The 19,647-nt window shown below is 47.7% G+C and carries 14 protein-coding genes and 1 tRNA gene; 5 read left to right on the top strand and 10 right to left on the bottom strand.

Annotated elements, in window-relative coordinates; all coding sequences use genetic code 11:
• Nucleotides 1-44: 44 nt before the first annotated feature.
• From thyA to malQ, 5 genes are all read right to left on the bottom strand, one after another.
• Entirely contained in the window at nt 45-896 is an 852-nt protein-coding gene (thyA, locus tag ETP43_RS04825; protein ID WP_022398417.1) for a thymidylate synthase, read from the bottom strand.
• Nucleotides 897-1,122: 226 nt separating this feature from the next.
• The gene (locus ETP43_RS04820) at nt 1,123-1,674 is read right to left on the bottom strand and encodes a VanZ family protein (protein WP_243114191.1); all 552 of its coding nucleotides are present in this window, start codon (nt 1,672-1,674) and stop codon (nt 1,123-1,125) included.
• Between the two features lie 667 nt (nt 1,675-2,341).
• On the bottom strand, nt 2,342-4,081 hold the full coding sequence (locus tag ETP43_RS04815; RefSeq protein ID WP_129257211.1) for an ABC transporter ATP-binding protein: 1,740 nt from the start codon (nt 4,079-4,081) through the stop codon (nt 2,342-2,344).
• The gene (locus ETP43_RS04810) at nt 4,078-5,811 is read right to left on the bottom strand and encodes an ABC transporter ATP-binding protein (RefSeq protein WP_129257210.1); all 1,734 of its coding nucleotides are present in this window, start codon (nt 5,809-5,811) and stop codon (nt 4,078-4,080) included. The genes ETP43_RS04815 and ETP43_RS04810 overlap by 4 nt, the downstream gene beginning before the upstream one ends.
• On the bottom strand, nt 5,777-7,327 hold the full coding sequence (malQ, locus tag ETP43_RS04805; protein WP_129257209.1) for a 4-alpha-glucanotransferase: 1,551 nt from the start codon (nt 7,325-7,327) through the stop codon (nt 5,777-5,779). Before malQ ends, ETP43_RS04810 begins: the two co-directional genes overlap by 35 nt.
• A 269-nt stretch (nt 7,328-7,596) precedes the next feature.
• On the opposite strand from malQ, the gene ETP43_RS04800 reads away from it, so the two are divergent.
• Nucleotides 7,597-7,670 (top strand) — tRNA-Arg (locus tag ETP43_RS04800).
• A gap of 277 nt (nt 7,671-7,947) precedes the next feature.
• A complete protein-coding gene (locus tag ETP43_RS04795) occupies nt 7,948-8,325 on the top strand; it encodes a BlaI/MecI/CopY family transcriptional regulator (protein ID WP_022399405.1) in 378 nt (125 codons plus the stop codon).
• A gap of 119 nt (nt 8,326-8,444) precedes the next feature.
• Here ETP43_RS04795 and ETP43_RS04790 read toward each other — a convergent pair whose 3' ends face one another.
• Both ETP43_RS04790 and ETP43_RS04785 read right to left on the bottom strand, forming a co-directional pair.
• Nucleotides 8,445-10,157 carry a L,D-transpeptidase family protein gene (locus ETP43_RS04790; RefSeq protein WP_129257208.1) on the bottom strand — a complete coding sequence of 571 codons (1,713 nt, stop codon included), beginning with the start codon at nt 10,155-10,157 and terminating at the stop codon, nt 8,445-8,447.
• A 222-nt stretch (nt 10,158-10,379) separates the two neighbouring features.
• Nucleotides 10,380-12,593, bottom strand: coding sequence for a L,D-transpeptidase family protein (locus tag ETP43_RS04785; RefSeq protein WP_129257207.1), 2,214 nt, complete (start codon nt 12,591-12,593; stop codon nt 10,380-10,382).
• 224 nt (nt 12,594-12,817) lie between these two features.
• On the opposite strand from ETP43_RS04785, the gene ETP43_RS04780 reads away from it, so the two are divergent.
• On the top strand, nt 12,818-13,594 hold the full coding sequence (locus tag ETP43_RS04780; protein ID WP_129257206.1) for an NTP transferase domain-containing protein: 777 nt from the start codon (nt 12,818-12,820) through the stop codon (nt 13,592-13,594).
• Between the two features lie 101 nt (nt 13,595-13,695).
• On the opposite strand, the gene ETP43_RS04775 is transcribed toward ETP43_RS04780, so the two are convergent.
• Nucleotides 13,696-14,370: a YkgJ family cysteine cluster protein gene (locus tag ETP43_RS04775; RefSeq protein ID WP_129257205.1), complete on the bottom strand. Its 675-nt coding sequence runs from the start codon at nt 14,368-14,370 to the stop codon at nt 13,696-13,698.
• A 105-nt stretch (nt 14,371-14,475) separates the two neighbouring features.
• Here ETP43_RS04775 and ETP43_RS04770 point away from each other — a divergent pair, with 105 nt between their 5' ends.
• A complete protein-coding gene (locus tag ETP43_RS04770) occupies nt 14,476-14,994 on the top strand; it encodes a peptidylprolyl isomerase (RefSeq protein WP_129257204.1) in 519 nt (172 codons plus the stop codon).
• Between the two features lie 137 nt (nt 14,995-15,131).
• On the opposite strand, the gene ETP43_RS04765 is transcribed toward ETP43_RS04770, so the two are convergent.
• Nucleotides 15,132-15,797: a YigZ family protein gene (locus ETP43_RS04765; RefSeq protein WP_022399411.1), complete on the bottom strand. Its 666-nt coding sequence runs from the start codon at nt 15,795-15,797 to the stop codon at nt 15,132-15,134.
• A gap of 142 nt (nt 15,798-15,939) precedes the next feature.
• On the opposite strand from ETP43_RS04765, the gene ETP43_RS04760 reads away from it, so the two are divergent.
• Nucleotides 15,940-18,549, top strand: coding sequence for a transglycosylase domain-containing protein (locus ETP43_RS04760; RefSeq protein WP_129257203.1), 2,610 nt, complete (start codon nt 15,940-15,942; stop codon nt 18,547-18,549).
• 162 nt (nt 18,550-18,711) lie between these two features.
• Here the strand turns inward: ETP43_RS04760 and ETP43_RS04755 are convergent, their stop codons facing one another.
• A complete protein-coding gene (locus ETP43_RS04755; RefSeq protein ID WP_022399413.1) occupies nt 18,712-19,647 on the bottom strand; it encodes an ROK family glucokinase in 936 nt (311 codons plus the stop codon).

Genomic DNA, 19,647 nt, shown 5'->3' with positions numbered 1-19,647 from the left:
TTACGCATCATATTTTATTTACAATTTTCCGCATCTACACAGTCTTACACAGCAATCGGGATATTTTTAATCTGTGGTCCGGTTACATAATCTTCCACATGGAGATCATCCACGGTAAATGCATAGAAATCCTTAACTTCCGGATTCAGCCATACCTTTGGTGCCGGATGGGTTTCTCTGCTGATCAGTTCTTTTACCAGCGGAATATGGCGGTCATAAATATGTGCGTCCGCGATCACATGGAGCAGTTCGCCCGCTTTCATATCGCACACCTGTGCGATCATCATCAGAAGCAGTGCATACTGGCAGACATTCCAGTTGTTCGCCGCCAGCACATCGTTGGAGCGCTGGTTTAACACACCGTTCAGTGTCAGTTTGTCGCTGTCTTTTTCTTTTGTCACGTTAAATGTCATCGAATACGCACACGGATACAGGTTCATCTCATGAAGATCCTGATGTACATAAATATTGGTCATGATTCTCCTGCTGTAAGGGTTGTTTTTCAGATCGTATAACACACGGTCGACCTGATCCATCATGCCTTCTTTATACTGATGTTTCACTCCCAGCTGATACCCGTAGGCTTTTCCGATGGAGCCGTCCTCGTCTGCCCAGCTGTCCCAGATATGGCTGTTCAGATCATGAATGTTGTTTGATTTTTTCTGCCAGATCCACAGAATCTCGTCAAACGCGCTTTTCAGCGCCGTTCTCCGAAGCGTCAGCGCCGGAAATTCTTTCGACAGATCGTACCGGTTGACCACGCCAAACCGTTTGATCGTATAAGCACTCTCCCCGGTATCTTCCCACACCGGACGTACTTTTTCTCCTTCCGTGCTTAATCCGTTATCGATAATATCCTGACACATGCGGATAAATAAATCGTCTGCGTAACTCATTGTTTTCCTCCTTGTTCGAACCGGCGTTTTGCCTGTTCGGAATCACTGATTTTATTATAATATAGTGGTAGTTCTAATTCAATCTTATTCTGTCTGTTCCGCTCATCTGTTTTACTGTTTTCAGACAGTCTGTTATTTCTATCTCTCTTATGATTGATCTGCTCACATCGCAACCATTTTTCACAGCAAAATCCTGAACTTTTGCATGATACTACTTTTGTCTCAATCAGCGTTCCTGCATCTTTTTTCTCTTTTGCTTTCTCTTTCGTTTCCGCTCTCTTTCCAGTTCTTTCGCACTCTTCACGGCTGCCCAGCCGACGATCTGCGTTCCTGTGATACCGATCATCGCACCAAACGTATCGATGCAGACATCCCGCACCGACGGTCCACGCCCTGCCACAAACGACTGATGATATTCATCCGTCGCCGCAAAACCGGCACATAAGAATCCCGCCAGCAAATACAGCCAGATCCCCCGGACACCGTACGCATACAACGGCACACAAAGCGTGATCGCCAGCACACAATATTCGGTCATATGACCGAGTTTTCTTACATAATGATGGTATTTGTTCGCATACATCTGAATCTCGCTGTCCGTCAGTTTCATATCCAGCACTTCTGATCCGACTTCCACCAGTTTTACACTCACTTTGAAACTCAGATCACCCGACTCCGTACCGTTCTGCGCCGAAAAAGAAAATATCATATACATAACCAGAAGAGCCGGGAGGAAGGATAAAGGTTTCAGAAGGGTGATGATGACTTTATGCAACATGGGTTTGCCCCCTTTTTGATTTTTGGATTCGTTGGTTTTGGGTGAAATAGATTTGGTCTATACTATAGCATTTTTCTGAGGATGTGTCAAAGTTTGTTGAGGTAGTGTGTTCAAGTTGTTAAGGTAGTATGTTCAAGACGGACGCAGAGGGAGCGGGCTGCAGGGGCGAGGGACGTGGGCAGGGCAACTTTAAGCTAAGCATTAACTCCGACTATATTCACGAGGGTCAGCTGACCCTCGCGAAAGTCTGCGTAAATGCTGGATCTCAAAGCTTGCCCTAAACGCCCACAAAGTGTCCCTCGCCCCTGCTGCCCGCTCCCTCTGCTGACGTTTTCTGGAACTAATACGGGCTGATATGGTTTTGTTGACTTATAAAGCTCTTTTCCCAGATGTCCCCCCTTTTGCAAACAAACAGCGGCAGGTTCCTGATGGAACGTTCGTGCAACACTTTGTGGGCGGTTAGGGGAAGCTTTGAAATCCAGCCCTTACGTAGACTTAGGCTCGAGCGCTCTCGCGAGAGTCTTAGTCGAAGTTAGGGATTAGTTCAAAGTTCCCCTGCCCACGTTGCACGAATGTTCCATCAGGAACCTGCCGCGTCACTTTTTGCATACTATTTGCCTGAACATTCCATCCGGGATCTGGCGCGTCCCTTTTTTGCATATCCTATCTACACGTTACAAAACTGACTCTGATACAACTGCGCATAGAACCCTTTCTTCTCCAGCAGTTCCTCATGTTTACCAGTCTCCAGGATATGTCCGTCTTTCATAACCAGGATCACATCCGATTCCTTAATAGTTGACAACCGGTGTGCCACCACGAAACTTGTCCGTCCTTCCATCAGCTTCTGGAAAGCTTTCTGGATACGGATCTCGGTCATGGTATCGATCGAGGATGTCGCCTCATCCAAAATCAGTACCGGCGGTTTTAACAGCATCAGTCTTGCAATACAAAGCAGCTGTTTCTGTCCCTGGGACAGGCTTCCGCCGTCCTCGCCCATTACCGTGTCATATCCATTCGGAAGACGCTTGATAAAACTGTGGGCGTGTGCCTGTTTGGCTGCTTCGATTACTTCTTCCCTTGTGGCATCCGGTTTGCCGTAAGAGATATTTTCCAGGATGGTACCCGCTTTTAACCAGGTCTCCTGAAGCACCATTCCGTAACTGGAACGGAGACTTTCCCAGGTCAGATCCTGAATCGGCACGCCGTCCAGTGTGATCTTACCTTTATTTACATCATAAAAACGCATCAGCAGATTGATCACCGTCGTTTTTCCGCATCCGGTAGGACCGACGATTGCCACACGCTGTCCCGGTTTTACTTCCAGGTTCATATGCTCGATCAGCGGAACCTCACTGGTGTAAGAGAAACTTACATCCTCGAATCCCACACGTCCTTCCACATGATCCAGTGTCTTCGCATCCGGTGCATTTTCCGGTACCGGTTCCTCATCCAGGAACTGGAAGATTCTTCCCGCACATGCCAGCGCGTTCTGAAGCTCTGTTACCACACCGGAGATCTCGTTGAACGGTTTGGTATACTGGTTCGCATAGTTCAGGAAACTGCTCAGCTGACCAACCGTGATTCTTCCCTGGATCGCAGAAAAGGCTCCGAAGATACCAACACCCGTATACACCAGTCCGTTGACAAAACGGGTGGACGGGTTGGTGATGGAAGAAAAGAACGTTGCTTTCAGACTGCATGACTGTAATCTCTGGTTAATGTCATCAAACCGTTCCTCTGCCTCTTTTTCATAGGCAAATGCTTTTACCACCTTCTGGTTTCCAACCATTTCCTCCACCAGAGAGGTCATCTCTGCTCTCGTTTCAGACTGTAACCGGAACATGGTGAAAGTACGTTTTGCGATAAAGTTTGCTACGAAGAACGATAACGGTGTGATCAGTACAACGACCAGTGTAATTCTTCCATCAATAGAGATCATAAATCCCAGAGTTCCGAGGATCGTCATCACGCCGGAAAACAGCTGGGTAAATCCCATCAGCAGACCGTCGGAGAACTGATCCACATCTGTGGAAATCCGGCTGATCGCATCACCCGGCTGGTGTGCATCCATATAGCGGAGCGGAAGAATTTCCATATGGGCAAATACGCTTCTGCGGATATCATCCACGATCTTGTACGTCATTTTGTTGGTCAGAAGGCTCATCACCCACTGAGATACCGCGGAAATCGCAGTTATGACTGCCAGCTGGATCAGTACCAGTTTCAGATCTGGAAAACTTACCAGTCCCTTTTCCACCATACAGTCGACACCTTTACCAATCAGGATCGGGGAATACAGGGTAGCCGCTACTGTGACTGCCGCCAGCACCAGAATACTGACCACCAGATACGTATACGGGCGAATCAGTTCCAGGACACGGTTTATGGTCTTTTTATTTTTCATAACTGTGCTACCTCCTGACTGGAAAACTGTGACATACAGATTTCCTTATATACGTTACAATTCTTCAATAATTCCTCATGGGTTCCTTTTCCCACAAGTTTTCCATCATCCAGAACCAGGATCTGGTCTGCATTTTTTACGGTTGCCGCACGCTGGGATACCAGGAATACGGTTGCTTTTTTCGTATTTTCTTTGATGGATCTGCGCAGTGCCGCATCCGTTGCGAAGTCCAGTGCGGATGCACTGTCGTCAAGGATCAGGATATCCGGCTCGCCGACCAGTGCTCTCGCGATGGTCAGACGCTGTCTCTGTCCACCGGAGAAGTTTCGTCCGCCGGTTTCCACTTTTTCATCCAGACCTTTCTGTTTTTTCTTCACCACTTCTTCTGCCTGCGCGATCTGTAAGGCTTTCCACAGTTCACTCTCTTTCGCGTCTTTTTTCCGCCACTGCAGATTGCTCCGGATCGTTCCGAGGAACAGAACCGCTTTCTGTGGAACCACACCGATCTTTTCACGCAGATGCTGGAACGTGTAGGTTTTTACATCCTGACCGTCCACCGTCACCGAACCTTCGGTAGCGTCATAGAACCGCGGGATCAGGTTGACCAGCGTGGATTTTCCGGATCCGGTACCGCCGATGATGCCAATCGTCTCTCCCGGCATCGCAAAAAAACTGATGTCCATCAGGGAAGCCTCCTGTGCGCCGCCATAGGTAAAGGTCACATGATCAAAAGCAACCCGCGATTTTCCGCTCTCTTTCGTGCCTTCTTTCGTTCCCTCTTCCATGGAACTGTTTACCTGGAAGACTTCATTGATACGGATCGCACATGCCAGCGCTCTTGTCACTGCCACGATCAGGTTTGCCAGGGCTACCAGCGCCAGCAGGATCTGGTTCATATAGTTGACCAGCGCTACGATCTCTCCCTGAGATACGCTGCCGATTTGTACCTGCCAGCCACCGAACCACAGGATACACAGGATCGCAATATTTACCATGACATAGGTGACCGGGTTCATCAGGGCGGAAATCTTACCTGCATACAGCTGGGTATCTTTCAGACTGCCGCTGATCTCATTAAACTGCTCTGTCTCATCTTTTTCTCTGGAAAATGCACGTACCACTCTGGCTCCCACATAATTTTCTCTCGTATGAAGCACGATCTGATCCAGAATACTCTGTACTTTTTTATAGATCGGCACGGTAATCCGCATGATCAGGTAAATCGCCAGTCCGATCAACGGCACAGCAATCAGGAAAATGATCGTCAGTTTCGCGCTGATGGTAAATGCCATCATAACCGCACCGATGACGATGAACGGAGAACGCAGGAACAGACGAAGCATCATGTTGACACCGGTCTGCGCCTGGTTGACATCGCTGGTCATACGGGTGATCAGTGTCGGTGTTCCGATCTGATCCAGTTCATTGTAACTGAGACTGTTAATGTGTCCAAACAGCGCTTTTCTCAGTGCCGTTCCAAATCCCATCGCCGCTTTTGCAGCAAAATACTGCGCCGTCAGGGAACATACCAGTCCCAGCACGCCCAGTCCGATCATCAGTGCACACATCCTCCAGATGTACGACTTGTCCCCGTTCTGGATACCGACATCGATGATGTTTGCCATAACAATCGGAACCAGCAGTTCAAAACTGGCTTCCAGCATTTTAAACAGCGGTGCGATGACCGACTCTTTTTTATATGCTTTCAGATACTGAAGCATCTGTTTCATCTTCGTTTTCCTCCTGCTCTTCTTCGGTTTTCGGAGGAACCAGCATTCTCTGGAACGTATCGGTCAGCCAGCGCAGACGTCCGATGATATCCTCACGGAACTCGCCCGGAAGCATCCTCCATTTCCAGTTTTCCCCCAGTGTCGACGGATGATTCATTCTTCCTTCACTGCCACAGCACAGAAGATCCCACATCGGAATCACTGCCAGATTGGCAACACTGGCTTCTGCCGCCCGGATAAAATCCCACGGGATATCTTCCCACGGACGGTCATAGTTATTCAGATATGCCTTTGAATACTCTCTCGCCCAGTCGTTCATGCCATAATACCAGGCTTTTGTCGTATCGTTGTCGTGCGTTCCTGTATACACGACACAGTTTCTCTTATAATGATGTGGCAGATAGAAGTTCGTATTGCCGGAATCAAAGGCAAACTGTAGGACTTTCATTCCCGGATATCCTGTCTCATCCATCAGATCAAACACCTTATCGTCCAGTGTTCCCAGGTCTTCCGCGATCACATCCATCTCTCCCAGTGCTTTTTCCATCGCCCGGAACAGATCAATGCCCGGTCCTTCTACCCATTCCCCTTCCATTGTATTTTCTGCATCTGCCGGAATCGCATAATACTCTGCAAATCCACGGAAATGGTCGATGCGAACGGTATCATACAGGACAAAGCTTCTCTTCATACGCTGGATCCACCATTTGTATCCGGTCTTTTTCTGTGCTTTCCAGTCATACAGCGGGTTCCCCCACATCTGGCCGGTTGCAGAGAAAGCATCCGGCGGGCAGCCTGCGATCGCACTCGGCACACCATCCTCGTCCATCTGGAACATCTTCGGATTTGCCCACGCATCCGCACTGTCGATTGCCACATAGATTGGAAGATCTCCGATGATCGTAATTCCCTTCTTATTGGCATACGCTTTCAGTTTGTTCCACTGACGGTCAAACTCATATTCCAGGAACTGGTAGTATTCCATCTCTTTTTCCAGTTCTTTTTTCTTATTCTGTACTTCCTTCGAACCGCTCTTTCTCAGTTCTTCCGGCCAGGTTGTCCACAGTGCTCCGTTCTGGCTGTCCTTGATCGCACGGAACAGACAGTATGGTTCCAGCCATTCCTGCTCTTTTTTGCAGAATGCATGGAATTTCTCATCCGCTGAAAAACGTTCGTAGGCTTTTCTTAAAATCTCATTTCTTGAAAAATAGATTCTCTCATAATCTACAAATCTCGGATCCCCGCCACACTGTAGCCATTCACATTCTTCTTTATAAAGAAGACCTTCTTCCACCAGCGTATCCAGATCGATAAAATACGGATTGCCTGCGAATGTGGAAAACGGCTGATACGGAGAATCTCCATATCCGGTAGGTCCTAACGGAAGAACCTGCCACTTTGACTGTCCTGCACGTTCCAGACAGTCTACAAATTCATATGCTTCTTTTGAAAAACAGCCGATTCCATATCTGGATGGCAGTGAAGAAACAGGCATCAACACACCACTTGCTCTCATTTGTATATCCTCCCTGTGTATTTTCCTCTTGACGTAACTGTTTCGTGTCTTCACAGTTACCTATTAACAGTAGCACATCGTTTCTTTCTTTTCAAGCAATCTGTACGGTTTCCTTCGGTCGGTTTTCCTCTTTCCCACTCCCTAATTTCACCTGTTTTTCTAACAATTAAAAAAATTTAATTTTTTTCAAAAAAAGTGTTGACATTTGCTCATCTCTCCCGTATAATAGGCTTTGTTGTGAGGGACATCCAAACAACACAAAATAAAATGTGCGTTTAGCTCAGCTGGATAGAGCGTTTGGCTACGGACCAAAAGGCCGGGGGTTCGAATCCTCTAACGCACGCTTAACCGTCAGAATTTACTTCTGGCGGTTTTTTGTTGTGATAACGAGATAAAATTCGCAAAGCGCATTTTATCTCGTTGTATTGCAAATCCACTTTATTTGTCTTATTTTCCATCATCTGTCATCCGACAACGCTTCCAAAAAAGTCAATAAACTGCCTGATTTTTCCATAATTCTATTGATTTTTTTCACTTTTTTCTTTATACTAGAGGAAGTTGGAAATGGGGTTTTTCGTATATTCAAATACGAAGAAAGCAATTTTACGGAGGATAGAAATATGTATGGATTGACACCCAGGGAAGAACAGATTATGAATACCATATGGAATATGGATCATCCTTGTCTGATTTCAGAAGTTTTAAAGGCAGAGCCGTCTTTAAAACGGAATACAGTAGCTCCCGCGCTGGTTGTCCTTGAAAATAAAGGTTATCTGAAAGTGGATTCGATTGGAAAATCTTATACCAGAACAGGAAAAGCGTATGTGGCTGCTATTTCAAAAGAAGCTTACAGAGAACAGAAGGCATTTTTAGATGCCATTTCTCATAGTCGTGATACAGAAACCGGAGTTCTTGATTTCCTTACCGCTTATGTAAAATCAGCAAACATGAGTCCTGATTTCCCGGAGCGGATACGGAAGGTACTTGAGAGCTGCTAAAACAGCGTGAACTCGTGTTTCCGGTAAGTTTCTCTGAAACGGACTGCTATGACAACAGAAACCAAAAAACCTTCGCAAGGTTAACCTTGCGAAGGTTTTTTATTTCTGTTACTGTTATTTTATTTTGGTGCTGCCGGATCGGTTGGATCCCATGTCTGCCATGCCGGAATCTTGATCGTTGCCGGTTTGCCAAACGGTGCTGCCAGGGAATCGCCGATCGTTACGGTGGTTCCTACTGCACAGTTGTCATAGATCCATTTTGCATCTCTTACACACAGACGTACACATCCGTGAGATGCCGGCTGTCCCAGCATATTGTAGTTGGCTGCGTTCAGGTTTTTCACAGTCATGCTATTTCCGGCTACGGAGTGGAACAGCACACCGCCTACGATTCTCGTGCAGTACTGTCCGTAGGAAGGTCCCATCAGAGTATGCCAGCGGTACTGTGCCAGCGTGTTATAAGTACCGGTCGGGGTCGGAGTTGCCGGCAGACCTACGGAACAGGCAAATGTTTTGACCGGGATATCATATCTTCCGGTTTCGCTCTTTGCATATACCATAACCTGGCAGGTTCTGCGGTTTACTGTAATATAATAGGAAGACTGGCGACCAAGTACGCTGTCGAGATCCTGTAACATTGCTCCGCTTCCGTTAAAATAATATTTGTAGGATCCGACACGGTTCCATCCGGTTGCCATAGCTCCGCTGGATTTCAGATAATACCAGCCACCGCCGTTTCTTAACCAGCCCGTCTGCATCGCTCCGTTGCTGTCTGTATAGTACCAGTTCTTTCCGTCGTTCACCCAGCCCGTCTGCATCGTTCCTGCAGCGTTACTGTAATACCAGTGTCCTCTCACCACATACCAGCCCGTCTGCATCACGCCGCTGTTTCCAAGATAGTACCAGCCCGTGTGCGTCTGTACCCAGTCTGTCTGCATCACGCCGTCCGCGTTCATGTAATACCAGTGTTTTCCATCATTCACCCAGCCCGTCTGCATCGTTCCTGCGGCATTGCTGTAATACCATTTGCCTTTTACCACATACCATCCGGTCTGCATCACACCGCTGTTGCCAAGATAGTACCAGCCGGTATGATTCTGTACCCATCCTGTCTGCATCGCTCCGCTGGCGCTCATATAATACCAGTTTTCTCCATCCTGTACCCAGCCGGTTACCATCGTTCCGTTTTCATCAAAATAATACCTGACACCTTTTACCTCATACCAGCCGGTTGTCATCGTTCCGTCTTCTTTCAGATAGTACCAACCGCTGAAACGCTGCAGCCATCCTTTGTATGGCTTTCCGTTCTGATACCAGTACCATTTGCCGTCGATCTCATTCCAGCCATCCGAAATCTTTAATGTAGCCGTTCCTTTTCCTGCATCAAAAACATATTCTTTTCCGTCTGCTGCCAAAAATGTACCGGACTGTGCAACCCCGTTTTCATCCAGGTAATACACTTTATCTCCGATAGTCTGCATACCGGTTTTCGTATAATCCCGGTTGCCGTTCTGATCGTAATAGATCCAGGTATTCGCAGCGATCTGCTGCCATCCACTCTTTACCGCTGCGGTTGCCGCATCCTCACTGTCTGCCTGCTGTCCGTTACTGTTTTCGTCCTGTCCGTCTGTCGGATCAGCTGCATCGACAGTTCCGCCTTCTTCATTTTCTGTTCCCGGGACTTCCACATTTTCCTCATCCTGGAGCACTTCCTGTACACTTTCACTCACCTGTGCGGTTCCCTGTGTTGCATCTGCCGCATACGCCGGAACAGCCATCGATAATGAAATCAAAATTCCCAGTCCAAATAACAGACGTCTTCTCTGCTTCATGATATCTCTCCTCTCGCTGGAATTTTTTTCCTTTTCATGCGTTTATTTTATTACAAATAAGCCGTCTTTTCAACCCTCGTAACGAATGTTTAAATGTTCTTCAGCAAATTGTAATCAAAATTAGTCCACCGAACCAATTATTGATATGCAATGCAAGAAAATCAGCCTTGAACACATTGCATATTCCAGGCTGATTCTCTTTTCGTTTCGTATACCAAACGCTTACTTTTTATTATTGTTTTTTCCTGCCAGAATCTTCAGTGCCACCTCATCGGTCGGATCCCAGTTCTGTCCTGACGGAATCTTGATCGTAGCCGGTCTGTCAAACGGTGTTGCCTCTGTATCGGAGATCAGAACCGTTGTGTAAAGACCACAGTTATCATAGATCCATTTTGCATCTCTTACGCACAGACGTACGCATCCGTGAGATGCCGGCTGTCCCAGCATATTGAAGTTTCCGGCGCTCAGTGCAAAGGTCGGATCCTCATTGCTACACGCTACAGAGTGGAACCAGTCACCATAGATATTGATCTGTGTTCCGTATTTTCCGTAAGACGGTCCCATCAGTTCTACCGGATTGCTCCTTTTCAGAGTCGCATACTGTCCTGCATGGGTCGGTGTACCTGCCTTTCCTACGGAACAGGTGAAGGTTTTTACCGGGATATCATATTTTCCGGTTTCACTCTTCGCATATACCATAACCTGGCATTTTACCCGGTTGACCGTGATCTGATAAGAGGACTGTCTTCCAAGGATATTGTCAAGATCCTGCTCCATTGCACAGTATTCATTGAAGTAATATTTGAAGTTGCCGATCCGTTTCCAGCCTACGGTTGCCGCACCGCCTTTTGCAGCATCCAGGTAATACCATTTTCCCTTGATTCTTGCCCATCCGGTCTGCATTGCTCCGCTGGCATCTGTATAATACCAGCCGCTCGGGCACTCTACCCAGCCGGTCATCATGGTTCCTGCTGCATTGCTGTAGTACCATTTTCCGTTGACTACATACCAGCCGGTCATCATCGCACCGTTACCGGAGAGATAGTACCAGCCGCTCGGAACTTTCAGCCATCCGGTCTGCATCGTGCCGTTGGCATCCATGTAATACCAGACACTGTTTACCTGTGTCCATCCGGTCTGCATCATTCCATTTTCATCAAAGTAATACCATTTTCCATTGACCACTTTCCAGCCGGTTGCCATTGTTCCGTCTTCGTTCAGATAATACCAGCCGCTGAAACGCTGCAGCCATCCGGTATGCATCGCACCGCTTCCGGTGAAGAAATAGTAGGTACCGTCGATCACGCACCAGCCAACCGTCATGGCTCCGTCTTCACCCATATAATATTTGGTCTTTCCGTTCGGGCTGACCCATCCGGTCGCTACGGAAGCATCGGTGTTGATCCAGTACCAGGTATTGTTGATCAGATTCCATCCTGCCTGCTCCAGTCTTGCTCCGTAGATATCGCTGTAATACAGCTTACCTGTTTCATCTTTGTAGAATCCGGTCATCATCTTGCCGTTTTCCGGGTTCATATAAAAGTGTTTGCCTTTGACAACCCGCCATCCGGTAGCAGGTTTTCCATCTTCATACCAGTAATAATCTCCGGCAACCAGTTCCCAGCAGTTATCTGCTTTTACTACTGTTCCTTTCTGTACATCACAGATATAACCGATACCGTCCAAGATCTGGAATCCTTTCTGTACGATTCCATCTTTGTTCAGACAGTAGGTTTTTCCGTTTACCTCCTGGATGCCGATCTTTGTCTCATCGCGGAAGCCGTCTGCCTGCAGATAATACCATGCGCCGTTGATCTGGTACCAGCCTTCTTCCTGTATCGCTCCGACACCTTTGTCTGCTTTTACCCAGAAACTCTGTTCTACCTGCTGCCAGCCGCTGATACCGGTATCGATGGTTCCGTCGGTTCCCATATAAAACCATGCAGACCCATCTTCCGCATCGTTGACCCATGCATTTTTCACCATGCTTCCCAGATCATCTTTTTCCGGACTCTCACCCACGTTCTGGAAGAAGTATGTACCTGCCTTCAGTGCGGCTTTTCCCGTTGTCGCATCACCGGTCGTTGTCTTTTCTACTTTTACGGTTCCTGTAACCAGATACCCCTCCTGGTCGAACCAATATGTTTTTCCATTGATCACATACGCGCCATCCGCAGCGTTTGTCTCCTGATTCAGCTGCAACATCCATTTTGTATCGTCATTCACCGAAACTTGTTTCCACTGTGGTTTTACGGCCTGTTCCGATACATCGGTCAGCAGATCCTGTTCCAGAACTTCCTGTACATCCTGGGTTACCTCCTGACTTGCAACAGACTGTTTGCCGGACTCTCTGTTTACTGCGGCTGCTGACGGAACTGCCATGGACATTGTCAGAACGATTCCCAGTGCAAGCAGTATGTTCTTTCTTTTTTTCATCTGTTCCCCTCCTTATTATTGCAGATGCCTGTTATACTCCATCTGTTCCCAATCATTGTAGTACATTTTTCCACACATTTCAATTCCATCTGTTCACAAATTTCTTACAATATTCTTATCTCCTTCTGTGCATTCCGTTTCCTTCTCTGCTTGACATTCTCCCGAAACTGCACTACAATCGATACGTTATTATTGTGTTTTAACCACAGGAGGATTCTTTCGTCATGGTAAAGTCTGAATTCGATGACTGTTTTCAAAATGGCAATTACGATGCGCTGCGTCCCTATCATGTAGATAACGCCATCATTCTTGCCGCCGGTATGTGTTCCCGGTTCAAGCCTCTGTCTGATACGAAACCAAAGGCATTTTTAAAGGTCAAGGGGGAGATCATGATCGAGCGCATGATCCGTCAGCTGATCGAGGTTGAGATCCCGGAAATTTATATCGTTGTCGGTCATCAAAAAGAAGCATTTTCTTATCTGGAAGAAAAATACGGCGTACACCTGATTGAAAATACAGAGTATGCAGTCCGGAACAATCTTTCATCCATCTATGCAGCACGAAAGGTACTGAAAAATTCTTATATCTGTTCGTCTGACCTGTACTGTATGGAAAATATTTTTGATCCTTATGTCTATGAGTCTTACTACGCGGGTGCATTTTCCGCAGAAAAGACAGCCAAATTATGTGTCACCACCGGTTTTAACGGAAAGATCTCCCGCATCCGGAGAGGCGGCAGCAACTGCTGGTATATGACCGGTCCCGCTTACTGGGACAATCAGTTTTCCGCCCGTTTCTGCGAACTGATGCTGAAAGAATACGACGCACCGGAATCCGCAGATCTCAGCTGGGAAGCTTTCTTATGCAGCCATCTGGACGAGCTTTCCATGGCGCTTCGCAAATACCCGGAGGGCATTATCCGCGAATTCAACAGTCTCGATGAGCTTTGTCTTTTCGATACTTCTTATATTCCGTACCGGGATTCACTGAAGACAACCTGACCTGTCAGACAAAGATACAACCGTCATACATCATAAAACCGGAAGAGTGGAACCAACGCGTCCCGCCCTTCCGGTTTTTTCTACTCTCGGAATCCGGGATTTTATCCTGCGATCCCGATCTGCTGTTTTGCTTCCCGGAGCCTTTCTTCAAACTGTTCATAAAAATCCCGTCCTGCCTGATACGGTTTCTGGTAAAACTGTGCCAGCAGATACAGATGAATCTTCTTTACAAGAGCCTCCTGTGAGATTCCCGCCAGCACTTTCTGTGCATCCTTCTGGAAATAATGCCACTGTGCCACAAACCGCTCGTATTTTCCAATCTCTTCCACACCGAGCCAGTTTTTGATCTTTACTTTGGACTTCGGCTCCTTTTTGCACTCATAGATCTGAAGAAAATACTGAAATCCGCCCTCGCCGTCATAGCATCTTCCCAGCGGAAACAGCCGGCAGATCCCCGGACGGATCGCATGGATGTTGCAGCGACCTTTTTCATTCAGAAACGGGCACTGTTCTTCCTTTCCCACCATCTTCATATTCGGCTGGATAAACCCGTCCACCACATGCAGTTCCACACAGGTGCTTAAGAGATCTTCAAAGGAACATTCCAGCCCCGTTGTCAGCCGGTAAATATCCATCGGATCCAGAAAGATCGAGCTTCCCATCCCCCGACAGCAGTCGGAACATCCCTGACATTCACCGCATCCTGCCTTTACCATATCTTTATTTGTATATAATTTCCCGTCGGATATTTCCTGTAAATCAATTTCTCTTTCCATAAGTTCCTCACATATTCTTTTCCTTGCGCCTTTGTTCTTTCCATATTATAATGAGTTCTGACAGCTGTAACAGCTGAAAAATGAAAAGACAAAGGAGCGTTTATCATGTCAAATCCTGTTATTACGATTACAATGGAAAACGGTGATGTGATGAAAGGCGAACTCTATCCGGAGATTGCCCCGAACACCGTCAACAACTTTATCAGTCTGGCAAACAAACATTTCTACGATGGAAAGATCTTCCACCGTGTCATTCCGGGATTTATGATCCAGGGCGGATGCCCGGAAGGAACCGGAATGGGTGGTCCGGGATACTCCATCAGGGGAGAATTCGCACAGAACGGTTTCGCCAATGACCTGAAACACACACCTGGCGTTTTGTCCATGGCACGTGCCATGCATCCGGATTCTGCCGGAAGCCAGTTCTTCATCATGCATGAGACTTCTCCACACCTGGATGGTGCTTATGCAGCTTTCGGTAAGATCACCGAAGGTCTGGATGTCATCGATAAGATCGCGACTGTACAGACCGATTTCCGTGACAGACCGCTGGAAGATCAGGTGATCGCAACAATCGTGATCGATACCCTGGGTGAGACTTATCCGGAACCAGAGACTGTTTAATAAACCAATTGCCGCTATATACTATATAGCAAGATAAAAACGTCAGTGCCGCTTTTTTGGCACCGGCGTTTTTTCAACTCCTTACTCGCATATATCCTGATTTTCTTATCTTTTCACCCATTTTCTGGCGATACTGTTTATCCTCGCAACTCCTCTCCCATCAGGATCTGTCCGTTCCACACCGCATAATAACAGCTGTCCACAATCTCCTGACTTGCCCGCGCATTCGTCGCCTCGGTCAGCAGTTTCTGAAAATGCTCCGTCTCGCTGAGCGGAAGCAGTACACGGAACCGCACTTTATCGGTATACTCTGACTCCAGCACCGGTATTTTGTTCTCTCCGATCAGATACTGTATTTTTCCGACACCATTATAATCCGTTCCGATCTCGAGGATATTTCCATACTGTTTTTCGATCAGATCGCTCTGCGCCAGTCCTTCCTGCACCGCCTTCGAATACGCGCGCACCAGTCCGCCGGTTCCAAGAAGCGTACCGCCAAAATATCTCGTCACGACAACTGCCGTATTGTACATGTCTTCTCCCAGCAGCACATCCAACATCGGTTTTCCCGCCGTTCCGCTCGGTTCTCCGTCATCACTGCAACGCACACATTCCCGCCGTTCCCCGATCACATAGGCAAAGCAGTTATGTGTGGCGTTCCAGTATTTCTTTTTCATCTCTTCGATAAACGCAAGCGCTTCCTCTTCCGTCTCCACCAGCCGTACCGTGGCAATAAAACGGGATTTTTTTTCGATGATTTCTCCCTCTTTTCCACGATAGACTGTTTTATATCGCTCCAACATGGTAATTCTCCTTAATAAACATGATTATTTTTTATTATAGGGGATTTTCCTGCACGGATGCAAGGAAAATGTGAACTTTTTAATATAGGCTTTTCTTGAATTTTGAAATTTGCTATAATAAGCAGATAAAGGAGGTACACAAATGAATTTTGGAAAAAATTCCACCCATAAAAAGCGAAAACAACTGTCTTCCGCCTCCTCGAAGAGAGGAAAACGGGCGGGTGTTACTTTTCTGCGTGTTCTGTTCCTGAGCTTTGCTGCAGTATGCGTGATCTTCTGCTGCATGGGCGTCGGCGCTTTCCGTGCCATTCTCGATACTTCACCGGATATCTCCGATGTAAATATCATGCCCAGCGGCAATGCCACCTTCGTATACGATGCAGATGGCAATCAGCTTCAGAAACTCTCCGCTCCGAACGCCAACCGTATGTCGGTATCGATCAGCAAGATTCCGCTGGACATGCAGCATGCGATTGTTGCCATTGAGGATGAACGTTTTTATGAGCATAACGGAATCGATATTCAGGGAATCCTGCGTGCCTTTGTAAACGGTGTTTCCCATGGATTTCATTTTAATGAGGGTGCAAGTACCCTGACACAGCAGTTACTGAAAAACAACGTATTTACCAACTGGACGAACGAAGGGAAGATCGAGCGTTTCAAACGTAAGATCCAGGAGCAGTATCTGGCGCTTCAGCTGGAGGCTTCCCTGACCGCAGAGGGCATGGACACAAAAAGCGTGATCCTGGAAAATTATCTGAATACCATCAACCTCTCCGCCGGAACCTATGGGATACAGGCGGCAGCACAGCGGTATTTTGGAAAAAACAGTGAAGACCTGACGCTGTCCGAATGTGCCGTACTGGCTGCAATCCCGCAGAACCCTTACGCGTACAACCCGATCCGTTTCCCGGAGGAAAATGCAAAGCGCCGCAAAAAGGTACTGACCAATATGCTCGATCAGGGGTATATTACCAAAGCGCAGTATGAGGAAGCGCTTGCCGATAATGTCTACGAACGGATTCAGGCGACGGATTCTTCGCAGGAAACCGCCACTCCGTATTCTTATTTTATCGACGAACTGACTTCCCAGATCATTACCGATCTGCAGGAGCAGAAAGGGTACACCAAGGTACAGGCACAGAATGCGCTTTACAGCGGCGGTCTCCGTATCTACACCACCCAGGATCCTTCGATCCAGTCCATTCTGGATGAGGAATATCAGAACGAAGAAAACTTCCCTGCTCATACGCAGGTTGGTATCGACTGGGCTTTAACGGTGCAGAAAGCGGATGGGACCACACAGAACTACAGTAAAGAAATGATGAAACTGTATTTTAAAGATCACGGAGACGAAAATTTCGACCTGCTGTTTGACTCGGAAGAGGAAGCACAGAATTATGTGGATCAATACAAAGCAGCTGTCGTAGGCGAAGGCGAAACTATCGTTGCCGAACGAATCAGCTTTGCTGCACAGCCGCAGTCTTCCATGGTGATCATCGACCAGCACACCGGTTATGTCAAAGCTCTCGTCGGCGGCCGCGGGGAAAAAACCGCCAGTCTGACGCTGAACCGTGCAACCGACACCTACCGGCAGCCGGGTTCTACCTTCAAACCTCTGGCTGTTTACGGACCTGCGATCAACGATCTGGGACTTACGCTGGCAGACACCTATGTAGACCAGGCGATCGCTTATGAAAATACCAACCGACCGGTCAAAAATGCCTACAGCGGTTATCGCGGTACAATGACGATCCGCGATGCCCTCAAATATTCCTGTAACACCATCGCCGTGCAGTGTTTCCGTGACATCACACCACGACTTGGCTACACGTATCTGAAAGAACTTGGCTTTGATAAGGTTACCGATCATGAAGTCATCAACGGTCAGGTATATGATGACGCGCGGGAACCTACGGCACTTGGCGGTATCACCAATGGTGTCTCCACCCTGGAACTGACCGCTGCCTATGCGGCGATCGCAAACGGCGGCACTTACACCAAACCGGTATTTTACACCAAAATCCTCGATCAGAACGGGGATGTGGTTCTGGAAAACAAGCCGCAGACAACCAAAGTGTTCCGTGAGAGCACCGCATATCTGCTGACAAGCGCTCTCGAGAGTGTTGTCAATGACGAAGGCGGTACCGGTAACGGACTGCAGCTTGACAATATGCCGGTAGCCGGTAAGACAGGTACAACCTCTGCAACCCGTGATGTGTGGTTTGCAGGATTTACCCCATATTATACCTGCGCGGTATGGGCAGGTTATGACACCAACGAATTTCTGGAAGATGACTGCAAATCGTTCCACAAAACACTGTGGAAAAAGGTTATGAGCCGGATCCATGAGGATCTTCCGTATGTAGACTTTGAGATGCCTTCTACCGTAAAGGAAGCGACGATCTGTACGTCCAGCGGACTGCTGGCAGGCTCCGGATGCCCGACCCGTACCGAATATTTCGAAACTTCCACTATCCCTACGGTTCGCTGTACCCGCCATTATGTGGCTCCGACACCGTCTCCGTGGCACTCACACGAAACGGATCCGTCAGACTCCGACGAGGATGCAGATACCGATACCGATGGAACCGATACAGACGGAGATGGAACCGATACAAACGGAGATGGAACCGACACCGTTCCGGGCGATGATTCCACCGTGCCTGCGGCTCCGGATGACACTGCCCCGGTACCGGACACTCCTGCAACACCGGATACAGCCCCTGTGCAAGATTACTCTGCCGGGTAGGGTACTCTGATATCTGCGATGGAGTTTCCATAAAGGATTTCACAAAAAAAGAATGGAACATATGTGCTAAAAATTCACATATGCTCCATTCTTTTTTATTTACTGAAAATTACTTTCCGACAGCTCCTGAATCTTTTTTACAAATGTATCAGAATACCTGTTTTACGCAACTACCAGTTTTGCAGCTCCGTAGATTCCTGCATCGTTGTCCAGCTTTGCCAGAACGATCGGTGTATCTTTGCAGCTGATAAAGGCATGTTCTTTATAATGACCTGCCACAGCGTCGATCAGAGGCTGTCCGGCTTTGGATACGCCACCGCCGATAACGATAACTTCCGGGTCAACCACGCAGGAGAAGATTGCCAGTGCGGTTCCCAGATATCCGGCAAATTTGTCCACGATCTGTTTTGCAACACCGTCACCTTCTTTGTATGCATCAAAGATGGTTTTTGCGCTGAAATCATCCAGTGTCAGTTTTGTCTCAGCAGTATTTTCTGCCATGATCTTTTTACCGATTCTTACGATACCGGTAGCGGAAGCTAACTGTTCGAGGCATCCTTTATTTCCACAGTTACAGCTTTCGGTTTCTTCCGGTTCCACACATGCATGTCCGATCTCTCCGCCTGCTCCGTGTGCACCGGTAACGATCTTTCCGTCCACAATGATACCGCCGCCGACACCGGTTCCCAGGGTAGCCATGATCAGGTTCTGTGTACCTTCTCCGCCGCCTTTCCACATCTCACCGAGCGCTGCAACGTTGGCGTCATTTCCTACCTTTACCGGGATCTGACCCAGCAGTTCTTCCAGAACATCTGCCAGCATCGTACGTCCCCAGTGCAGATTGACTGCTACCTGTACTTCTCTTTCTTTTACAACCGGTCCCGGAACTCCGACACCAACACCGATGACATCTGCTTTTGCAATGCCTTTTTCTTCCATTTTTTTCAGAATGGTCTCTGCCACATCCGGAAGAATCGCTTTTCCGTTTTCTTCTGTACGGGTTTTGATCTCCCATTTTTCCAGAAGTTCACCCTCTGTTGTAAATAATCCGCATTTTACGGTTGTTCCCCCGATATCGATTCCAAAACAGTAACTCAT

The sequence above is a fragment of the Blautia faecicola genome (genome assembly GCF_004123145.1).
GTDB classification, from domain to species: Bacteria; Bacillota; Clostridia; order Lachnospirales; family Lachnospiraceae; genus Oliverpabstia; species Oliverpabstia faecicola.
The sequence above is the reverse complement of the archived record's forward strand: the minus strand, read 5'-3'. Positions and strand labels throughout refer to the sequence as shown.